This is a genomic window from Amycolatopsis sp. NPDC058278, from assembly GCF_042881395.1.
GTDB lineage: Bacteria > Actinomycetota > Actinomycetes > Mycobacteriales > Pseudonocardiaceae > Amycolatopsis.
Map to the genome: position 1 here is coordinate 1 of NZ_JBHVXZ010000001.1, position 19,437 is coordinate 19,437.

Annotated in this window: 18 protein-coding genes; 10 read left to right on the forward strand and 8 right to left on the reverse strand. The window is 70.4% G+C overall.

Annotated elements, in window-relative coordinates:
• Positions 1–296, forward strand: a 296-nt coding sequence (locus ACFVYA_RS00005; protein WP_387040496.1) for a DUF6191 domain-containing protein, incomplete at its 5' end; no start/stop codon positions are given.
• Between the two features lie 37 nt (positions 297–333).
• Here ACFVYA_RS00005 and ACFVYA_RS00010 read toward each other — a convergent pair.
• The 3 genes from ACFVYA_RS00010 to pdhA are packed head-to-tail and all read right to left on the reverse strand — an operon-like array spanning position 334 to position 3,897.
• Positions 334–1,683 carry a dihydrolipoamide acetyltransferase family protein gene (locus ACFVYA_RS00010; protein ID WP_387040499.1) on the reverse strand — a complete coding sequence of 450 codons (1,350 nt, stop codon included), beginning with the start codon at positions 1,681–1,683 and terminating at the stop codon, positions 334–336.
• Positions 1,684–1,699: 16 nt separating this feature from the next.
• Positions 1,700–2,692, reverse strand: a complete 993-nt coding sequence (locus ACFVYA_RS00015) for an alpha-ketoacid dehydrogenase subunit beta (protein ID WP_387040502.1) — start codon at positions 2,690–2,692, stop codon at positions 1,700–1,702.
• Entirely contained in the window at positions 2,692–3,897 is a 1,206-nt protein-coding gene (gene pdhA, locus ACFVYA_RS00020) for a pyruvate dehydrogenase (acetyl-transferring) E1 component subunit alpha (protein ID WP_387040504.1), read from the reverse strand. Before pdhA ends, ACFVYA_RS00015 begins: the two co-directional genes overlap by 1 nt.
• Before the next feature lie 360 nt (positions 3,898–4,257).
• On the opposite strand from pdhA, the gene ACFVYA_RS00025 reads away from it, so the two are divergent.
• On the forward strand, positions 4,258–5,676 hold the full coding sequence (locus ACFVYA_RS00025) for a M20/M25/M40 family metallo-hydrolase (protein ID WP_387040506.1): 1,419 nt from the start codon (positions 4,258–4,260) through the stop codon (positions 5,674–5,676).
• Here ACFVYA_RS00025 and ACFVYA_RS00030 read toward each other — a convergent pair.
• Positions 5,673–6,233, reverse strand: a complete 561-nt coding sequence (locus tag ACFVYA_RS00030; protein ID WP_387040509.1) for a TetR/AcrR family transcriptional regulator — start codon at positions 6,231–6,233, stop codon at positions 5,673–5,675. The genes ACFVYA_RS00025 and ACFVYA_RS00030 overlap by 4 nt on opposite strands.
• Positions 6,234–6,314: 81 nt before the next feature.
• Here ACFVYA_RS00030 and ACFVYA_RS00035 point away from each other — a divergent pair, with 81 nt between their 5' ends.
• Positions 6,315–7,316: a hypothetical protein gene (locus tag ACFVYA_RS00035; protein WP_387040511.1), complete on the forward strand. Its 1,002-nt coding sequence runs from the start codon at positions 6,315–6,317 to the stop codon at positions 7,314–7,316.
• Here ACFVYA_RS00035 and ACFVYA_RS00040 read toward each other — a convergent pair.
• Genes ACFVYA_RS00040 through ACFVYA_RS00050 form a run of 3 tightly spaced genes read right to left on the reverse strand, consistent with a single transcriptional unit; the run spans position 7,313 to position 10,774 of the window.
• Positions 7,313–8,155, reverse strand: coding sequence for a transglutaminase domain-containing protein (locus tag ACFVYA_RS00040; RefSeq protein WP_387040513.1), 843 nt, complete (start codon positions 8,153–8,155; stop codon positions 7,313–7,315). The two genes, ACFVYA_RS00035 and ACFVYA_RS00040, sit on opposite strands and share 4 nt — an antisense overlap.
• Positions 8,152–9,099 carry an alpha-E domain-containing protein gene (locus ACFVYA_RS00045; RefSeq protein WP_285987369.1) on the reverse strand — a complete coding sequence of 316 codons (948 nt, stop codon included), beginning with the start codon at positions 9,097–9,099 and terminating at the stop codon, positions 8,152–8,154. The genes ACFVYA_RS00040 and ACFVYA_RS00045 overlap by 4 nt, the downstream gene beginning before the upstream one ends.
• A 10-nt stretch (positions 9,100–9,109) precedes the next feature.
• Entirely contained in the window at positions 9,110–10,774 is a 1,665-nt protein-coding gene (locus tag ACFVYA_RS00050; protein ID WP_387040516.1) for a circularly permuted type 2 ATP-grasp protein, read from the reverse strand.
• 181 nt (positions 10,775–10,955) lie between these two features.
• Between ACFVYA_RS00050 and ACFVYA_RS00055 the strand changes: the two genes are divergently transcribed.
• The 5 genes from ACFVYA_RS00055 (at position 10,956) to ACFVYA_RS00075 (ending at position 16,555) form a co-directional block, all read left to right on the forward strand.
• Positions 10,956–11,864, forward strand: a complete 909-nt coding sequence (locus ACFVYA_RS00055; protein ID WP_387040941.1) for an ABC transporter substrate-binding protein — start codon at positions 10,956–10,958, stop codon at positions 11,862–11,864.
• A 23-nt stretch (positions 11,865–11,887) separates the two neighbouring features.
• Positions 11,888–12,826, forward strand: a complete 939-nt coding sequence (locus tag ACFVYA_RS00060; protein WP_387040519.1) for an amino acid ABC transporter permease — start codon at positions 11,888–11,890, stop codon at positions 12,824–12,826.
• On the forward strand, positions 12,823–13,596 hold the full coding sequence (locus tag ACFVYA_RS00065; protein ID WP_285987365.1) for an amino acid ABC transporter ATP-binding protein: 774 nt from the start codon (positions 12,823–12,825) through the stop codon (positions 13,594–13,596). Before ACFVYA_RS00060 ends, ACFVYA_RS00065 begins: the two co-directional genes overlap by 4 nt.
• Positions 13,597–13,746: 150 nt before the next feature.
• Positions 13,747–16,050, forward strand: a complete 2,304-nt coding sequence (locus ACFVYA_RS00070; protein WP_285987364.1) for an oxidoreductase — start codon at positions 13,747–13,749, stop codon at positions 16,048–16,050.
• 124 nt (positions 16,051–16,174) lie between these two features.
• The gene (locus tag ACFVYA_RS00075) at positions 16,175–16,555 is read left to right on the forward strand and encodes an SRPBCC family protein (protein ID WP_387040944.1); all 381 of its coding nucleotides are present in this window, start codon (positions 16,175–16,177) and stop codon (positions 16,553–16,555) included.
• Here ACFVYA_RS00075 and ACFVYA_RS00080 read toward each other — a convergent pair.
• Positions 16,545–17,120, reverse strand: a complete 576-nt coding sequence (locus tag ACFVYA_RS00080) for a hypothetical protein (protein WP_387040523.1) — start codon at positions 17,118–17,120, stop codon at positions 16,545–16,547. The two genes, ACFVYA_RS00075 and ACFVYA_RS00080, sit on opposite strands and share 11 nt — an antisense overlap.
• A gap of 165 nt (positions 17,121–17,285) precedes the next feature.
• On the opposite strand from ACFVYA_RS00080, the gene ACFVYA_RS00085 reads away from it, so the two are divergent.
• Complete coding sequence (locus ACFVYA_RS00085; RefSeq protein ID WP_387040947.1) at positions 17,286–19,103, forward strand: NHL domain-containing thioredoxin family protein; 1,818 nt, start codon at positions 17,286–17,288, stop codon at positions 19,101–19,103.
• 1 nt (position 19,104) lies between these two features.
• Positions 19,105–19,437, forward strand: a complete 333-nt coding sequence (locus ACFVYA_RS00090) for a co-chaperone GroES (RefSeq protein WP_285987362.1) — start codon at positions 19,105–19,107, stop codon at positions 19,435–19,437.

Here is a 19,437-nt window from a genome sequence, read left to right on the forward strand (position 1 = left end):
GGCCCATGGGTGTGGTCTGGGCGATGGTGTTCCCGATGCTGGTCGTGCTGCTGTTCCTGCTGGCCGTGCTCGAGGTCTGGGGCCGCCGGTTCCTGCCGTGGCACCGCCGCGGCGACGGCCCCCGCATGGCGAGCGCGGTCGCGACCGAAGAGGTCGAAGCGATCCTCGGCGGCACGAAGCAGCATGAGCTCGAGCAGCGCCAGGTCCAGCTGATGCTGGTCGACGACGAGGCCGACGGCGCCCCGCCGCGCACCCACGTCGACCTCGACGCCGGGAAGATCGTCTTCCGGAAGTAGTGAGGGCCGCCCGAAGGCGGCCCTCACCTGCGCGAACTCAGTAGGTCATGGCCATCGCCGGGTCGGCCAGCAAGGCGCCGACGTCGGCCAGGAACTCCGAGCCCTGCTGGCCGTCGACCACGCGGTGGTCGAAGCTCAGGGACAGCTGGAGGACCTTGCGGACCTTGATCTCGCCGTCCACCACCCACGGCTGGTCCTTGATCGCGCCGAGGCACAGGATCGCGGACTCGCCCGGGTTGATGATCGGCGTTCCGGTGTCGACGCCGAACACGCCCACGTTCGTGATCGTGAACGTGCCGTTCGCCATGTCCGCCGGGGACGTCTTGCCCTCGCGGGCGACATCGGTGAGCGCCGTCAACGCCTGAGCCAGCTCCTTGAGCGACATCGAGTCGGCGTCACGGACCTTCGGCACGATCAGGCCGCGGGGCGTCGCCGCCGCGATCCCGAGGTGCACGTAGTCCTTGTAGACGATCTCCTGCGCCTGCTCGTCCCAGACCGCGTTGACGTCCGGAGTGCGCTTCGCCGCCAGGCACACGGCCTTCGCGGCGAACGTCAGCGGCGTGACCTTGACCCCGGCGAACTCCCGCGACTTCTTCAGCTTTTCGCGGAACTCCATCATCGACGTGACGTCGATGGTCAGGAACTCCGTGACGTGCGGAGCGGTGTACGCGCTCTGCACCATCGCGGCCGCGGTCATCTTCCGGACGCCCTTGATCGGCACGCGCCGCTCGCGGGTCTTCGGGTCGTAACCGGAGTCCGCAGTGGACACGACGGGTTCGGCCACGGCAGCCCCGTTGGCCGCCCGCTCGACGTCCTCGCGGGTGATCACGCCACCGGAAGCGCTTCCGGTCAGCGAGTGCAGGTCGACGCCGAGATCCTTCGCCAGCTTCCGCACCGGCGGCTTCGCCAGCGGGACGTACCCGCCACGCGGAGCCGCCACGGGAACCGCAGCGACCGGAGCAGGCGCGGGAGCAGGCGCCGGAGGAGCGGCGACAGCGGCCGCCGGAGCAGCCCCCTTCCGGGCCCGCCGCTGCGTGACGACGGCCTTGGAGCCGTAGCCGACCAGCGGCTTCATCTCTTCTTCTTCAACGGGAGCCGGCGCGGCGGCCGCAGGCGCGGGCGCGGGTGCGGCCGAACCACCCGGGTCGACGTCGATGGTGAGGATCGGCGTGCCGACCTCCACCGTCTGCCCCGGCTCGACGTGCAGCTCCGTGACGACCCCGGCCCACGGGATCGGCAGCTCGACGGCGGCCTTCGCGGTCTCGATCTCGACCACGATCTGGTTCACCGTCACGGTGTCGCCCGGCTTCACGTGCCAGGACAGGATGTCGGCTTCGGTCAGCCCCTCCGCCGTGTCGGCCAGGGGGAATTGTTTGTACGTGGGCATTGCGCGGATGTCCCCCTTACCAGGCGAGCGAGCGGTCGACGGTGTGCAGCACCCGGTCCAGGTCGGGGAGGTAGTGCTCCTCGAGCTTGGCCGGCGGGTACGGCGTGTCGAACCCGGTCACCCGGAGGACGGGTGCCTCCAGCGAGTAGAAGCACTCCTGCTGGACGCGCGCGGCGATCTCCGACGTCAGCGACGACTCCGACGGCGCCTCCGAGAGCGCGATCAGCCGTCCGGTCTTGCGCACCGACTCGAACACCGGGCCGAGGTCCAGCGGCGAGAGCGTGCGCAGGTCGATGACCTCGAGCGACTTGCCTTCGTCCTCGGCCGCGGCGGCCGCGTCGAGGGCGACCTTCACCGACGGGCCGTACGCGACGACCGTCGCCGTCGTGCCTTCGCGCACGACCTGCGACGAGAAGCACGAGACCGGCGTCCCGGCGACGTCGATTTCGGCCCGCAGCGCACCCGAGTGGTACAGCCGCTTCGGCTCGAAGAACAGGACCGGGTCGTCCGACTTGATCGCCTGCTGGATGCCCCAGTAGGCGTCGACGGCGTTCGAAATGGACACGACCTTGAGGCCGGGGATGTGCGCGAACAGCGACTCCGGCGACTCCGAGTGGTGCTCGACCGCGCCGATCCCGCCGCCGAAGGGCACCCGGATCACGACCGGCATCTTGATCTTGCCCTGCGTCCGGTAGTGCAGCTTCGCCAGCTGCGAGGAGATCTGGTCGAAGCCGGGGAAGATGAAGCCCTCGAACTGGATCTCGCACACCGGCCGGAAGCCGCGCACGGCCAGGCCGACCGCGGTGCCGATGATCCCGGACTCCGCCAGCGGCGTGTCCAGCACGCGCTGCTCGCCGAAGTCCTTCTGCAGGCCGTCGGTGATCCGGAAGACGCCGCCGAGCTTGCCGACGTCCTCCCCCATGATCAGGACCTTCGGGTCTTCTTCCATCGCGCGGCGCAGGCCGAGGTTGAGCGCCTTGCCGATGGTGAGTTTCTGGAGGTCGGTCATCAGTGCTCACCCGCCGATACGAAGCCGTCGAGGTAGGACAGGAACTCTTCGCGCTGCGCGTCCAGCACCGGGTTGCCCTCGGCGTAGACGTTGCTGAAGATCCGCTCCGGCGGTGGCTCCGGCATGTTGAACGTGTACTCGCGCAGGTCGGCGGCGAACGCGTCGGCATCGGCCTGGACACTGTCGAAGTAGTCGTGGTCGGCGTAGCCGTTGCGGGCCAGGTACGCGCGGACGCGCTCGATCGGGTCCTTGAGCTTCCACTCCTCCAGCTCGTCGGAGAGCCGGTAGCGGGTGGGGTCGTCGGTCGTCGTGTGCGCGTCCATCCGATAGGTGAACGCCTCGATCAGCACCGGGCCGTTGCCGTGCCGGCACTCGTCGAGCGCCCAGCGGGACACCGCCAGGCAGGCCAGGACGTCGTTGCCGTCGACGCGGATGCCGGGGAAGCCGTAGCCGCGGGCGCGCTGGTACAGCGGCAGGCGCGACTGGCGCTCGGTCGGCTCGGAGATCGCCCACTGGTTGTTCTGGCAGAAGAACACGAGCGGCGCGTCGTAGACGGCGGCCCAGACGAATCCTTCGTGGACGTCACCCTGCGAAGTGGCACCGTCGCCGAAGTAGCAGATCGTCGCTTCGCCGTCGTCGTCGCCGACCTTGCCCTCGAACTTCTGGCCCATCGCGTAACCGGCGGCGTTGAGCACCTGGTTGCCGATCACGATGGTGTACGGGTGGAAGCCGTGGCCCCGGTAGTCCCAGCCGCTGTGGTCGGTGCACCGGAAGATGCCCAGCAGGTCCTTCATGTCGACCCCGCGCGCGTACGCGACGCCGTGCTCGCGGTAGCTGGGGAACGCCATGTCGTTCGCCTTGAGGGCGCGGCCGGAGCCGATCTGCGCGGCCTCCTGGCCGAGCAGCGGGACCCAGATGCCGAGCTGGCCCTGGCGCTGCATGGCGTTCGCCTCGCGGTCGGCCCGCCGGACCAGCACCATGTCGCGGTAGAGGCCGCGGAGTGCTTCGGCGTCGACGTCCTCGACGTACTTGTCGAACTGGGGCGAGGGAACCCGTTCGCCTTCGGGGGTGAGCAGCTGAGTCAGCTCAGCGCCACCTTCGCTGGTCGCTCGCAATCCGGCGATCACCTGTTCGGGGGAGGGCTGGGCCGCGACCGCGGCGGGGCCGTCTCCAGGCTCCGGGTGCGTCCACTGTTCGGACGGCATGCGCTGTACTCCTCGGTGTCGGTGCCTCTGGCGGCCGCTTGTGGCGACCACAGCGACTGCACCGGCGGGGACCAGCGCATCGGGTCCGAAGCGCTCGGTCACCGTCGGCGTTGACGGTTCTCGCCGACATCCTGGCACGAAGGTCCGCGCTTTGGTGAGTCACGGATACTGATTTGTTGCTGAGAAAGGGGTCCTGAACAGGGAAAACGCTAGGAAGCCCGAGCATCGGACCTACGAGAGTCGGGTGCCGGTCGCCGTGCTCACCAGGCGTGGCGTGATCGTGTGATCGCGTGATCACCCGCGTGCGCGACGCCGTTGTGATGTGCCGCACGCTCTCCCCCGCGTGGCACGATGGGCCACGTGGAGCAGAAATCCGTGCGTGAATCCGTCGTGTCGTCGTGGACCAACGACGTCATCCCGAGTCTGTCCGGGCTGGTGGCGATCCCCGCCTTGTCCCCGGCCTTCGACGCCGAATGGGCGAAGAGCGGCCACCTCGCCGCCGCCGTCGACCACGTCCGCGAGTGGATCGCCGGGCGTGACCTGCCCGGCGCCACCCTCGAGGTCGTCCGGCTCGGAGACCGGACCCCGCTGTTGCTCGTCGACGTCCCGGCGACCCCGGGCGCGGCGGACAAGGGCACCGTCCTGATGTACGGCCACCTGGACAAGCAGCCCCCGGTGGGCGGCTGGTCCGAGGGCCTCGACCCGTGGACCCCGGTGATCCGCGACGGCCGGCTGTACGGCCGCGGGTCCGTCGACGACGGCTACTCCGGCTACTCGGCGACGACGGCGATCGAGGCCGTGCACGCCGCCGGCGGCGAGCACGCCCGCGTCGTGCTGCTCCTGGAGACCGGCGAGGAGTCCGGCAGCCCGGACCTGCCCGCCTACGTCGAGCACCTGGCCGACCGCATCGGCCACGTCTCGCTGGTGGTCTGCCTCGACGCCGGCGGCAGCGACTACGAGCGGTTGTGGCTGGTCACGAGCCTGCGCGGGATGCTGCACCTCGACGTCACGGTGCAGCTGCTGGGTTCGGCGCAGCACTCCGGCATCGCGAGCGGTGTCGTCGCGAGCTCGTTCCGGATCCTGCGGCACCTGATCGAACGCCTCGAGGACAGCGCGACTGGCGAACTGCTGCTGGACGAGCTCAAGGTCGACGTCCCAGCGAACCGGCTCTCGGAGCTCAAGGCCGTCTCGCAGGACTTCCCGGAGGCGCTGTCGAAGGCGTTCCCGCTGGTCGAAGGCGGGCGCGTGATCACGGAGGACGCGCTGGAGCTGATGCTCAACAACGCGTGGCGCCCGACGCTGTCGGTGATCGGGGCCGACGGCTTCCCGAAGCCCGCCGACGCCGGGAACGTCCTGCGCGAGAGCACCACCCTGACACTGAGCTTCCGCCTGCCGCCAACGGCCGACGCCGAGAAGGCGCTCGAAGCCGTGAAGCGCGTCCTGACCACCGACGTCCCGTACGGCGCGAAGGTGACGCTCGGCTCTCCGCAGGCGGAGAGCGGCTGGAACGCGCCGACCGAATCGCCGTGGCTGACGACGGCCCTGCGCACGGTCAGCGACGAGGTCTTCGGCCGTCCCCACCGCGCGACCGGCATGGGCGGCTCGATCCCGTTCATGGGCCTGCTCTCGCGGAAGTACCCGGACGCGCAGTTCCTGGTCACCGGGGCGTGCGGGGCGGACTCGAACATCCACGTGCCGGACGAGTGGCTGCACCTGGACTACGCGCAGCAGGTCACCGAGGCCGTCGCGCACATCCTGGACGCCCACGCGCGCGGCTAACCGCAGGCCTCGCGCAAGGTCGCGGCGGCCGTCTCCAGGTAGGCCGGGAACTCCTGCTTCCCGCCTTCGTCGATCCAGCGGTCGAAGGCGTCGCCGAAGACGATCGCCGCGACCTGCGCCGCCGGTTTCGCCAGCTCGGGACGGGTTCCCCGGCGTTCCAGGGCGTCCTGGATCGCGGCCGTGATCGCCGCGCCCTTGCTCCGCTCGCGTTCGCGGAGTTCGGCGCTCGAAGCGATCACGGCCCGGCGTTCCGGCGACGGGTCGACGAGCCGCGTGACCCGGGTGCCGACCTCGACGAGCGCGCCGAGAGCCGTGCGAAGCGGCGACTCCGCCTCTTCGGCGGCGAGGACGGCTTCGGCGACCGCGGGCGGTAGCTGCTCCGCGCCGGCGAAGAGGACTTCGCGCTTGTCGGGGAAGTAGCGGAAGTACGAGCGGCGCGTGATCCCGGCGCGCTCGGCGATCTGCGTGATCGTCACGGCGTCGTACCCGTGCTCGGCGAACAGCTCCAGCGCGGCTTTCCGCAGCCGGTCCGCGGTCCCGGGATCCCATCTGGCCACGCCTCACCCTAACCGACGTCTCAGTGTGTCATCACGTGCTAGGGTCAGTGACGACACACTGAGACATCACTGGAGGTCGACATGGAGATCTGGGTGCTGGGAGCCTTGGGCCGCACGGGTCGCGGTATCACCGCTGAGCTGGCCGCAAGGGGCCTGCCGCCCGTGCTGGTCGGGCGCGACCGGGAACGCTTGGCGGCGACCGGCTCGAAGTTCGTCGTCGCCGACGGCGTCGAGGCCATCGCCGCGGAGATCCGGCGGCAGCGGCCGGCTGTCGTCGTCAACACGATCGGCGAGTACGCCGCCACGGCCGAGACGATCGCGCGAGCTTGCCTGCCCGGTGGCCATTACGTCGACATGGCCGCGGACCTCGCCGCCGTTTCGCGGCTGCTCGACCTGCACGAGGAGGCCCTGGCCGGTGGCAGCACCTTCGTGACCGGCGCCGGCTTCGGCGTCCTGGCCACGGAATCCGTCGTGGCGAAGCTGTGCGAAGGACGCGACACCCCGAGCCGCGTGCAGGTCGACGCGCTGGCGTCCGTCGCCATCGAAGCAGGAGCCGTGGGGGTCGCGTTGGCCGCCAGCGTCGTGGACGGCCTCACCACGGCCAGGCCCGGCGCTGCCCCGAGGACCATCGCCCTGCCGGACGGCGAGTCGGTGCGGGCGGCGGGCCTTCCCACCGGTGAGCTGATCGCCGCCCGGCGCGCGTCCGGCGCGCCGGACGTCACGGTCACCTCCGCGCTGGCGCCGGCCGCTCCGGTGGTCCGGGCGCTCCTGCCCCTGCTCGGCCGGGTGGTGTCGATCCCGGTCGTGCGCCGGTTCGCGGTCGGGCGGCTGGCCAGGGTGACGACGAAGGCCGCGCCACGCCCTCGCACGCACTCCTGGGGCCACGCCGTCGTCACCTGGCCGGACGGCACGACGCGCGAAGGCTGGCTCCGCGCCGGCGAGGGCATGGACTTCACCACGGCGGTCGTGGCCGAAGTCGCGGCCCGCCTGGCCCGCGGCGAGGGCAAACCCGGCGCGCACACCCCGGCGTCGGCCCTCGGCGCGGAAGTCGCCGAAGCGGCGGGCGGCACCTTCCTGCTCTAGCCGAGCCGGGTCAGCTGGACCGAAACGTCCAAAGTGGATTGACCGCCGCCGGTGAAGATGCCCTTCAACGGCGCCACGTCGGCGTAGTCCCGGCCCATCGCCACCCACACGTGCCGCGGCCCGACCGGGATCGCGTTCGTCGGGTCGTACGCCCACCACCCGCCGGTCCAGACGTCGACCCACGCGTGGGACTCGCCCTCGACCACCTCGCCGAGCTTCGCGTCCGGTTTCGTGTGCAGGTAGCCGGACACGTACCGGGCCGGGACGCCGATCGCCCGCAGCATCACCAGCGTCACGTGCGCGAAGTCCTGGCACACGCCTTTGCGCGCCTGCCAGGCGTCCGTCGCGGTCGAGTGGACGCCCGTGGTGCCGGGCTGGTACTTGAGCTGCTTGTTCACCCACTCGCACACCGCCAGCACCGCGTCCGCCGGGTCCAGGCCGCGGCGCAGCGCGCGGGCTTCGCGCGCCAAGGCGAGGTCGCGCGGGGTGTAGTCGGTCGGGGTCAGGTACTCGGTGCGGTGGTCGACGACCGTCTCCGAACGCAAGTCCTTCCACGACGCCGTCCGGATCGGTTCCGCCTCGTCCGCCGTCTCGACCACCGAGGTCGCCAGCACCGTGAACTCCGTGTGCGGCGCGTGGAGGTCGAACGACGTCACGACCGTGCCCCAGTAGTCCGTGTACCGGTACGCGCGGGTGGCCGGGGCCGTCTCGATGCGGGTCGCCACCGTCGTCTGGCGGCGGTCCGAGCGCGGGGTCAGCCGGGCCTCGTTGTACGACTGCGTCGCCGGTGTCGCGTACCGGTACCCGGTCCGGTGCGCCACCCGCAGCTGCCACGTCACAGCGAAACCTCCGCGCCGCTCCACGCCACCCACGGCGACGTGCTGAAGTACTGCATCGACACCGCTTCGCCGATCTCCTTGATCGACGTCTGCAACGCACCGAGCCGCCGGGGGAGGTCGGTGAGCAGCTCCGACGGGCGGAGGAACTCCAGTTCGCTGCGGGCCCGGCCGAGCTCGCGCAGGGCCTCGGACTTCTCGTTGGTGCGCGCGCCGCCGCCCGGGTCGAGCCGCTGCAGGCACTCCTCGGCCTGCCGCAGCGCGTGGAACACCGAGCGCGGGAACAGCGTGTCCCGCAACAGGAACTGCACGACGCGGCCGGCGTCCAGGGCACCCCGGTAGGTGCGCAGGTAGGTGTCCTGCGCGCCGGCCGAGCGCAGCACGGTGATCCAGCCCGGCGAGGACGCGCGGTCCGCGACCCGGGACAGCAGCAGCCGCACCACCATGTCGGCGCGTTCGATCGAGCGGCCCAGCACCATGAACAGCCAGCCGTCGTCCCGGCTCATCGTCGAGTCGGCCAGCCCGGCGAACATCGCCGCGCGCTCCTCGACGAAGGACAGGAACGCGTGCGGCCCGGCGCGCCGGGCGTAGCGCTGCCGGTCGGGCACCGCGTTCCAGGTCGCGTTCAGGCATTCCCACAGCTCGGTCGAGACGACTTCGCGGGCGCCGCGGGTGTTCTCGCGCGCCGAGTTGATCGAGCCGACGATCGACGCGGGGTTGTCCTTCCCGTACGCCACCAGCTCGGTCAGCTTCCACACGTCCAGTGACTCCGCGCCCGCCGGGTCGATGCCCAGGACGGCCAGGAGCTGGCGGCTCGCGTGGTCCGGGTCGACGGTCGCGTCTTCCAGCAGCTGGTGGACCGAGACGTTGAGGATCCGGGAGGTGTCGTCGGCGCGTTCGACGTACCGGCCGATCCAGTACAGCGACTCCGCGTTGCGTGCGAGCATGCGAACCTCCCTAGCTCTGTTGTTGCTGCTGCTGTTGCTGCTGCTGGGACGTCGTCAGCTCGGGCCCCTGCTCGGTGACCAGTCCATCCACAGTGGACATGGCACCGAGTGCGGGTTGCTCCAGCTCGCGTTCGGCCGTGGACGCGCGGGACGCCAGTACCCAGGTGTCCTTCGAGCCACCGCCCTGCGAAGAGTTGACGACCAGGCTGCCCTCCGGCAGCGCCACCCGGGTCAGGCCGCCGGGGAGCACGAAGATCTCCTTGCCGTCGTTGACGGCGAACGGCCGCAGGTCGACGTGCCGCGGCGCGAGCCGGTCGCCCACCTTGGCCGGCACGGTCGAGAGCTGGACCACCGGCTGCGCGATCCAGCCGCGCCGGTGCGCGCGGACCTTGCGCCGCAGCGTGTCCAGCTCCTTCTTCGTCGCCTCCGGGCCGAACACGATCCCGTAGCCGCCGGAGCCCTCGACCGGCTTGATGACCAGCTCGTCGAGGTGGGCCATGACGTGGTCGAACTCGTCCGGCAGCCAGCAGCGGAAGGTGTCCACATTGGGCAGCAGCGGCTTTTCGTTCAGGTAGTACTTCACCATCTCCGGCACGTAGGTGTAGACGAGCTTGTCGTCGCCGACGCCGTTGCCGATCGCGTTCGCGATCACGACGTTGCCCGCCCGGGCCGCGTTCTGGACGCCGGCGACGCCGAGCACGGAGTCCGGCCGGTAGTGCACGGGATCGAGGAACTCGTCGTCGATCCGCCGGTAGATGACGTCGACCGGGCGCTCGCCCTCGGTGGTCCGCAGGTAGACGACGTTGTCGCGGCAGAACATGTCGCGGCCTTCGACGAGCTCGACACCCATCAGCCGCGCCAGCAGCGAGTGCTCGAAGTACGCCGAGTTGTGGATGCCGGGGGTGAGCACGACGACCGTCGGGTCGGCGACGTTCGCCGCGGCCGCCGCGCGCAGCGCCCGGAGCAGGTGTGACGCGTAGTCACCGACCGGGCGCACGCGGTGCTGGGCGAACAGGTCCGGGAACACCCGGGCCATCGTGCGCCGGTTCTCCATCACGTACGACACCCCGGACGGGTTGCGGAGGTTGTCCTCGAGCACCCGGAACGTGCCCTCTTCGTCCCGCACCAGGTCCACACCGGACACGTGGAGGCGCACACCGTTCGGCGGGGTGATGCCGAACGCCTCCCGCTGGAAGTGCGCGCAGGTGGTGATCAGCCGCCGCGGCAGCACGCCGTCGCGCAGGATCTGCCGGTCGCCGTAGACGTCCGCGAGGAACGCCTCGAGCGCGCGGACGCGCTGGGCGACACCGCGTTCGAGCTTCGTCCACTCGGCGGCCTGGATCACCCGCGGGACGAGGTCCAGCGGGAACGGCCGCTCCTGCCCGGACAGCGAGAACGTGATGCCCTGGTCGACCATCGCCCGGTCCAGCGCGAGCGACCGCGAGTTCAGGTCGTGCGCGTCGAGGGCCGCGATCGATTCGTACAGCGCCCGGTACGGGCCGCGGACCGTGCCGTCGGCGGCGAACATCTCGTCGTACGCGCCGGCGTGCGGCCGCGCCGGCGAGAGGTACCCCTCGAACCGGTCTCCCGGACGGGTGATCCGGCTGGTCGCCGCCGTCCTCGCGCGTCGACCGGACGGGGGCAGCCGCGGCGGGGTGGCGTTCATGGTCGACATCCTTACCCACGCCCCGGGGTGGGCGCGATACCCGCGGTGCGACGCGCGCCGTCGTAAACATCGCCGTAACTTCACAGTGCTGTGCTTTGGTATGGATGAGTGGCAATATGCGTGCTCTCACGAACTGAGAACTACGAGGAGTGACGACGTGGCCCGAGGAACCCAGCTCAAGGCGATCGCCCTGCTGCCTGCGTTCGCCCTGGTCGGCTTGACCGTGGCGTGCGGAGCGGGAGGGAGTGGCGCGGGCGACGTCAAGCCCAGCAGCTCGGCCGCTGCCCCGGGCGCCGGCGGTGACTTGGGCGCGGTCGCCAAGGACGACAAGCTGGCGGCCATGGTGCCGGACGCGGTCAAGACGGACGGCAAGATCCTGGTCGGCCAGGACCAGAGCTACCCGCCGAACGAATTCCAGGACGAGAGCGGCAAGGTCACCGGCTTCGACGTGGACCTCGGCACCGCGATCGGGCAGAAGCTCGGCCTGAAGATGGAGTTCCAGAACGCCGCCTTCGACGGGATCATCCCGGGCATCCAGGCCGGCAAGTACGAGCTGGCGATGTCGTCGTTCAGCGTCAAGGCCGAACGGCTCCAGATCGTCGACATGGTCAGCTACTACAAGGCGGGGACGTCGCTCGGCGTGCTCAAGGGCAACCCCGACAAGCTGAACGTCGACGACCTGTGCGGCAAGAAGATCGGCGTGCAGAAGGGCACCACGCAGGTCGACGACCTGCAGACCCGCTCGCAGAAGTGCACCTCGGCGGGCAAGCCGGCGATCGACGTCACCCAGCTGCAGGCGCAGACCGACGTGAACCTCGCGCTCACCGCGAAGCGGGTGCAGGGCGAGCTGGCCGACTCCCCGGTCGTCGACTACGCGGTCAAGCAGACGAACGGGCAGCTGGAGGTCGTCGGCGAGCCGTACGACACGGCGCCCTACGGCATCATCCTGAAGAAGGACAGCGGCGACTACGGCAAGGCGGTCCAGTCGGCGGTCCAGGCCCTGATCGACGACGGCACCTACAAGAAGATCCTCGACAAGTGGGGTCTGTCGGCGGCCGGCGCGGTCACCAAGTCGGAACTCAACCCGGCGGCGTCCTGAGCCGGCTAGAGAGGGCTTAGCCAGTGTCCAGTTCTTCCGACGCGCCTCCCGATGAGCGGGAGGCCGTCGACACCAAACCCATCAAGGCCGTCCCGGTGCGCCACTACGGGCGCTGGGTGGCCGGGGTGGTCGTCCTCTTCATCGCCTTCATCGTCGTTCGCAGCATCGTCACGAACGACAACTTCGCCTGGCCCGTCGTCTGGGACTACATGTTCAACGACCGCGTGCTGCGCGGTCTCCAGAACACCCTGATCCTGACCGTGATCTCGATGCTCATCGGCATCGTGGGCGGGGTCCTGCTGGCGGTGATGCGGCTGTCGCCGAACCCGCTGACCAAGGGCGCCGCCGGCATCTACATCTGGTTGTTCCGCGGCACCCCGCTGATCACGCAGCTGGTGTTCTGGAACTTCCTCGCGTTCGCCTACCCGCGGCTCGGCCTGGGGATCCCCTTCGGGCCCGAGTTCGTTTCGTGGGGCACGAACGACCTGATCAACCAGTTCACGGCGTCACTGCTCGGCCTCGGGCTGAACGAGGCCGCGTACATGGCGGAGATCGTGCGCGGTGGTATCCAGTCGATCGACAGCGGCCAGCTGGAGGCGGCGTCCGCGCTCGGCATGAAGCGGACGACCACGTTGCGGCGCATCGTGCTGCCGCAGGCGATGCGGGTGATCGTGCCGCCCACCGGCAACGAGACGATCGCGATGCTCAAGACCACGTCACTGGTGGTCGCGATCGGCTACTACGAGCTGATGGTCGCGGTCCAGACCATCTACGCGCAGAACTTCAAGACGATCCCGCTGCTGCTCACCGCGGTGATCTGGTACCTGTTCATGACGTCGATCCTGACCGTCATCCAGCTCCAGATCGAGAAGTACTTCGCCCGGGGTACCTCGCAGGGCGTGGTCCAGCGGCAAGGCTGGGCGACGAGGTTGTTCAGCCGGGGTGGAGGAAACGTCACATGACCCCCGTGGTGTCCGCCCAGAAGATCTACAAGAGCTTCGGCAGCGTCGACGTCCTCAAGGGCATCGACCTCGAGGTGCACGAGCGGGAGGTGCTCTGCCTGATCGGGCCGTCCGGCTCGGGCAAGTCGACGCTGCTGCGCTGCATCAACCACCTCGAGAAGATCGACGCCGGCCGGCTCTACGTCGACGGCGTGCTCGTCGGCTACCGGCAGCGCGGCGACAAGCTGCACGAGCTGCGCGAGAACGAGGTCGCGTTCCAGCGCAAGGACATCGGCATGGTGTTCCAGCGCTTCAACCTCTTCCCGCACATGACGGCGCTCGAAAACATCATGGAGGCGCCGGTCCAGGTCCGGCGCGAGCCGAAGGCCCAGGTGCGGGAGCGCGCGCTGGAGCTGCTGGACCGCGTCGGCCTCGCGGACAAGGCGAAGAACTACCCCGCGCAGCTGTCCGGCGGGCAGCAGCAGCGCGTCGCGATCGCCCGGGCGCTGGCGATGCAGCCGAAGCTGATGCTGTTCGACGAGCCGACGTCCGCGCTGGACCCGGAGCTCGTCGGCGACGTCCTGGGCGTGATGAAGCAGCTCGCCAAGGACGGCATGACCATGGTCGTCGTCACGCACGAGATGCAGTTCGCGCGCGAGGTGGCCGACAAGGTCCTGTTCATGGACGGCGGGGTCGTCGTCGAGGAGGGACCGCCCGAGCAGGTCATCGGGAGCCCGCGTGAGGAGCGGACCCAATCGTTCCTCGCCCGGGTGCTGAACCCCAACGCCTGAGGCTGTGACATCCGGGGCTTCGCCCCGGGCCGGGGGCTTCGCCACCCGGAGCCCCCGAAAGAAGCAGAGTGCGGCGGAAACGGTGTTCCGGCACCGTTTCCGCCGTTTTTTCGCTACCTTGATGGCGGGGTGACGGAGGGGGAGCCGCTCATGACGACCGAAAGCGTGCTGCCGCCGCTGGACCCCTTCGCGGGCATCCCGGACCGCCGCTACGAGGTCAAGGCCTCCGAACTGCTCAAACCCGGCAACGCGGGCCTGATGCGCTGGCGGCGTCAGGCCACGAACGCCCCGATCGTCTACGTCGAGGACGCCTACATCACCGGGACGCTGGACCTGCGGGCCGCGGACCTGAAGTACCTGTTCCGGTTCGAGCGCTGCCGGTTCGAGCAGCCGCCGGACGTGCGCGAGGCGAACCTGCTCGGGCTCGTGTTCCGCAAGTGCTGGCTGCCCGGGCTCAAGGCCCGCAACATGCGCAGCCGCAACGACGTCCGGCTGATCCGCAGCGTCGTGCAGGTCGACGGGGACCGGCGGGAGATCGAAGAGACGACCGTGCAGCGCGGCGACGACCGCGAACGCGGCATGCCGAACGCCGCGGTCAACCTGACCGACGCGGTGATCGAGGGCTCGATGGTGCTCACCCGCACCGTCATCTCCCACCCGCACGGCAAGGCGATCCAGGCCGACCGGCTCGTGCTGACCGGCGCGCTGCTGGCCTACCGGATGGTCGCGAACGGCGAAGTCCGGCTCCCCGGTGTGCGGACCGGCGGTAACGTGAATTTCTCGGGCGCCACGCTGAACAACCCGGACGGCTTCGCGCTCAACGGCAACGGCCTGCACATCGGCGGCAGCCTGCTGTGCGAAGTCGACAACTACGGGCCGGCCAGCCAGCGCAAGCGGTTCTCCGCCACCGGGATCATGTACCTGCCGAGCGCCACGGTGGACAGCGACATCTCGCTGCGCGAGGCCAAGCTGACGGTGTCCCAGCACGGGCCGATCGCCGTCGACGCGTGGAAGTCCAACGACCCGTACATCGACCCCCGGCCGGCGCTGGTCGCCGACCGGATGCGCGTCGACGGGAACGTCGAGCTGTCGGACGGCCTGCAGGCGCTGGGCACGCTGCGCATGGTGAACGCCCGGATCGGCGGCTCGCTGCGGCTGGCCGGCGCCGAGATCCGGGTCGAGCGCGGCAAGACGGTGCCGTACTACGACCGCGCGCTGCACCTCGACGGCACCGAGATCGGCGGCGACATCGAGGCGACGAGCCTGCGCGTCCCGGCCGGACAGCTGCGCCTGGCCGACGTCACCGTCGGCGGCAACTTCCTGGCCTGGAACTCGATGTTCCGCCACCCCGACCGGGACGTCTTCTCCGCCCGCCGGTCGAAGATCGCGGGCAACTTCCAGCTCACCGACGCCACCATCCACGGCACGCTGCGCCTGCAGGGTGTGGACGTCGGCGGCAGCATCAACCTGGCGGGCACCCGGCTGACGGACCCGGGCCGCCGTGCGACCAGCAGTTATTCCCTCGACGTCCGCACCGGCCGGGTCGGCCGCGACCTGACGCTCCGGGACAACAACGGCCGCCCGTTCGTGGCCGAAGGCGGCGTCAACCTCGACGGCGCCCAGGTCGCCCGGCGCGTGGACCTGCGCGGATCCCAGCTCGGTTCGCTACCGCCGTTCGGCGTGGCTCTCGACGCGGGCGACGTCGCCTCGGACGAGTTCATCCTGACCCCGAGCAGCCCACCGACGGGCCGGATCGTGCTGCGCAGAGCCCACTGCGGAACGCTGAGCGACAACGAGCAGTTCTGGGCGGCCTCCGACGGCATCGAGCTGGAGGACTTCCGCTACGACGCGCTCAAGAAGGGCATCCCCCTCGCCGACGACAAGGCGCTGGACGACCGCATCGAGCTCCTGCGCAGCGCGATGCGCGGTTACCGGCCAGGTCCGTACGACCAGCTGGCGCACATGCTCCGCGCGGCGGGAAACGAAGAGCACGCCTCGACGGTGGCCCTGCGCAAGCAACAGTTCCGCTACGAGGCGCTGGCGCGCGGCTTCAAGTTCTTCGGCCCGGGGGTGCGGCTGTGGAGCTGGCTCCAGCGCTCGATGGTCGGCTACGGCTACCGCCCGGTCCGCGCGCTCGGCTGGCTCCTGACGCTGCTGGTCCTGGGCAGCCTGTGGTTCGGCTTGGGCACCGACGACTGCGTTCACGACAAGTCCGGCCGCTTCGTGGCGAGCGGCCCCCGGTGCGTAGTGAACCAGCAGGACACGGGGCTCCAGTGGAACCCGGTGATCTACACGGCGGACCTGCTGGTCCCGATCGTGGACTTCGGCAACAAGTCGAGGTGGTACATGCACGGCCCGGACAACTGGGTGGCGGCGGGCTTCACGGCCTCGGGCTGGATCCTCGCGACCACCGTGGCGGCCGGCGTGAGCCGCATGCTGCGCCGGGAGAACTGAGCCGGGCCCGGCCCGAGACCCCCAAACCAGCCCCCACCCTCTCCGGGGGGCGTCCCCAGGTCCAGTCTACCCGCGGGGTCCGACAAGCCCGGCCGTAACAGCGTTTCCGGCCCTGGCTGTCCACATCACCCTCCCGCCATCCACAGCCGGGTATCCGGCGGTCAGTGACCTCGGCAAGCGGGCCTCCGTCGGTGCGAAGTTCCGCGGGCGCAACCGGCGCGGGCTCCGGCGGTGGAACACCCTGTCCACCATCACCGACGCCGAGCCCGGGCGGCGGTTCGGCTTCGAGGTCACCTCGGTCGCCGGGTTGCCCGTTGCGCGCTGGCAGTGCGACTTCGAACCCGCCCGCGACGGGTGTGTCGTCGTCGAAAGCATGTGGGAGCGGCGGCCGGGGTGGTTCAAGGTCGCGAGCTCGACCGTGACCGGGGTCTGGGACCGCGAACAGGCCAACATCGCCGCCGCCACCCTGGCCCGGCTGAAGCGGGCAGCCGAAGCTAGTCGATGAAGCGGGACCAGAACGGGATGTAGCGGGGGCCGTCCGGTGGGGCCGTGCTGATCCCGCCCGTCGCGAACTCGCGGTGCAGGTAATCGCGCAGGTCACTGCCGTAGACGATGATGTCCGTCTGGTACACCGACAGCACCGGGTAGCCCACCGTGCCGGCCAGGCCGGGCAGATATCGGTGCCCGCACACCGGCACCAGCTGCGGCACGTCGGCCAGGCGCCGCCGGGCTTCGCGGACGGCGTCCTCCGGGCCGACCGGGCGCGTGCCCCAGTCCGGCAGCCAGAAGCCGTTGTGCTCGACGTCGTACAGCACGCCGTCGACCGGCCATGCCAAACGTTTGCGCAGCTGCTCGGTGTTGCCGCAGCGCCAGTCGGGCCAGCGGTCGCCGATCGGGACGCCGGCGGCCAGGAACGTCCGGTGGTCCGCGGCGAAGCGGAAGCCGAACCGGCGCTCGACGTCGTCGAGCTCGGTTTCGCTCAGCCCGGGACGCACGGGTTCCCGGAGGCTCTCCTGCAGGTGCCGCGCCTCCTCCGGAGTGAGGGCGCCGGCCGGTTGGACGGGGGTCATGGCCCGAGCCTAAGCGGCGGCTCACCCGCCCGCGCGTCCTTTTTCGCACCGACCTGGGAGGTCCACTACGGGGTGAGTTTGTTCTCTCATCGGGCGGACCGCGGAACAGAGCGTGAGCGCGTGTAGTTCACTCATGCCGTGACTTCTCCACGACCGCAGAGCCGCGTGCGCGCCCCCGAGCTGCGCGGCGACGTCTGGCTGAACACCGGCGGCCGCCCGATCACCCTCGCCGAGCTGCGCGGCCGCGTCGTGCTGCTGGACTTCTGGACCAGCGGCTGCATCAACTGCCTCCACGTGCTCGACGAGCTGCGTCCGCTGGAAGCCGAGTTCGCGGACGTGCTGGTCACCATCGGTGTCCACTCGCCGAAGTTCCTGCACGAGGGCGAGCGCGCCTCGATCGAGGCCGCGGTCCGCCGCTACGAGGTGCACCACCCGGTGGTCAACGACCCCGAGATGGAGCTGTGGTCGCAGTACGCGGTGCGCGCGTGGCCGACGCTCGTCGTCGTCGATCCCGAGGGGTACGTCGTGCACGTCGCCGCGGGCGAAGGGCACGAAGAGGCGCTTCGCCGCGTCATCGCGGACCTCGTGAAGAAGCACGAAGCCAAGGGGACGCTGCGCCGCGGCGGCAGCCCGTACGTGCCGGTCGAGGAGCAGCCCGGCGAGCTTCGGTTCCCGAGCAAAGCCGTCGCCACCGCCGAGGGACGCGTCCTGGTCGCCGACACCGGGCACCACGCCATCGTCGAGTTCGCTTCGGACGGCGAGACCGTCATCCGCCGCTTCGGCAGCGGGGCCCGCGGGAGCCAGGACGGTCCGTTCGACATCGCGACCTTCACCGAGCCGTCGGGCATCGCCCTCCTCCCCTACGACATCGCCGAGCGCGTCGGCTATCACGCCGTCGTCGCCGACACGGCCGGTCACCGGCTGCGCGGCCTCGACCTGATCACCGGCGAGGTGACGACGGTCGCCGGCACCGGCGCGCAGTGGCGCAACGGGCCGGACTCGGGCAAGGCCGCCGAGGTCGACCTCACGAGCCCGTGGGACGTCGCCTGGTGGGGACCGGCCGGCGGGGTCGTCGTCGCCATGGCGGGCAACCACACGCTGAGCGTGTTCGACCCGGTCGGCGGCACCATCCGCCGCTTCGCCGGGACGACCGTCGAAGGCCTTCGCGACGGCGAGGCCGGCGAAGCGTTCTTCGCGCAGACGTCCGGCCTGGCCGTGGACGGCGACAAGCTGTGGCTCGTCGACGCGGAGACGTCGGCGCTGCGCTGGATCGAGCCCGACGGCGAGTCGTTCACCGTGCAGACCGCGATCGGCGTCGACCTGTTTTCCTTCGGCCACACCGACGGCCCGGCCGATCAGGCGCTGCTCCAGCACCCGCTGGGCCTCGCCGTGCTGCCCGGCGACAAGATCGCGATCGCCGACACCTACAACGGCGCGGTTCGCCGCTTCGACGTCTTCACCCGCCAGGTGACCACGATCGCCACCGGGCTCGCCGAGCCGCAGGGGCTGCTGCTGCACGACGGCGAACTGCTCGTCGTCGAGTCCGCGGGCAACCGCATCGGCCTGCTCCCGACGACCGAGCCGACGCTCGTCACCGGCGACGCGCACGCGGTCCGCCGCCCGCCGACGGTGCTCGCCCCCGGCGAGATCGACTTTTCGGTGGTGTTCACGGCCCCGCCGGGCGAGAAGCTGGACGACCGCTTCGGCCCGTCGACGCGGCTCGAGATCAGCGCGTCGCCGCCATCGCTGCTGGCCGCCGGCGGCGGGACCGGCACGGACCTGACCCGCAAGATCCGCCTGGCCCCGGGGGTTGCGGAGGGCGTCCTGCAGGTCGTCGCGCAGGCCGCGAGCTGCGATGACGGCGGCGAGCACCCGGCGTGCCGGATCACCCGCCAGGATTGGGGCGTCCCGGTCCGGATCGAAGACGGCGGGGTCCACGAATTGAGCCTGGTCATGGCCGGACAGCCCCGGACCGACGGGTAACATGCACGCCGTGTCTGACGGGCCGAAACTCGAAATCCAGATGCTGCACGACCGGGTACTCGTGCGGCTGTCGCCGGAAGAAGGGGAGCGCCGCAGCAGCGGCGGCATCGTGATCCCCGCAACGGCGCAGGTTGCGCGCCGGCTCGCCTGGGGTGATGTACTGGGCGTGGGCAACAGTGTGCGGAACGTCAAGACCGGCGACCGCGTGCTCTTCAACCCGGAGGACCAGCTCGAGGTCGAGATCCAGGGCGAGGGGCACCTGGTGATGCGCGAACGCGACATCCACGCGGTGGCGATGGAGCGCACCGAGCACGGGACGGGGCTCTACCTGTAG

Bases quoted from the DNA above. Each gene is read 5' to 3' on its own strand.
- ACFVYA_RS00010 (WP_387040499.1), bottom strand. From the start codon at position 1,683: ATGCCCACGTACAAACAATTCCCCCTGGCCGACACGGCGGAGGGGCTG.
- ACFVYA_RS00015 (WP_387040502.1), bottom strand. From the start codon at position 2,692: ATGACCGACCTCCAGAAACTCACCATCGGCAAGGCGCTCAACCTCGGC.
- pdhA (WP_387040504.1), bottom strand. From the start codon at position 3,897: ATGCCGTCCGAACAGTGGACGCACCCGGAGCCTGGAGACGGCCCCGCC.
- ACFVYA_RS00035 (WP_387040511.1), top strand. From the start codon at position 6,315: ATGGAGATCTGGGTGCTGGGAGCCTTGGGCCGCACGGGTCGCGGTATC.
- ACFVYA_RS00045 (WP_285987369.1), bottom strand. From the start codon at position 9,099: ATGCTCGCACGCAACGCGGAGTCGCTGTACTGGATCGGCCGGTACGTC.
- ACFVYA_RS00050 (WP_387040516.1), bottom strand. From the start codon at position 10,774: ATGTCGACCATGAACGCCACCCCGCCGCGGCTGCCCCCGTCCGGTCGA.
- ACFVYA_RS00065 (WP_285987365.1), top strand. From the start codon at position 12,823: ATGACCCCCGTGGTGTCCGCCCAGAAGATCTACAAGAGCTTCGGCAGC.
- ACFVYA_RS00070 (WP_285987364.1), top strand. From the start codon at position 13,747: ATGACGACCGAAAGCGTGCTGCCGCCGCTGGACCCCTTCGCGGGCATC.
- ACFVYA_RS00080 (WP_387040523.1), bottom strand. From the start codon at position 17,120: ATGACCCCCGTCCAACCGGCCGGCGCCCTCACTCCGGAGGAGGCGCGG.
- ACFVYA_RS00090 (WP_285987362.1), top strand. From the start codon at position 19,105: ATGCACGCCGTGTCTGACGGGCCGAAACTCGAAATCCAGATGCTGCAC.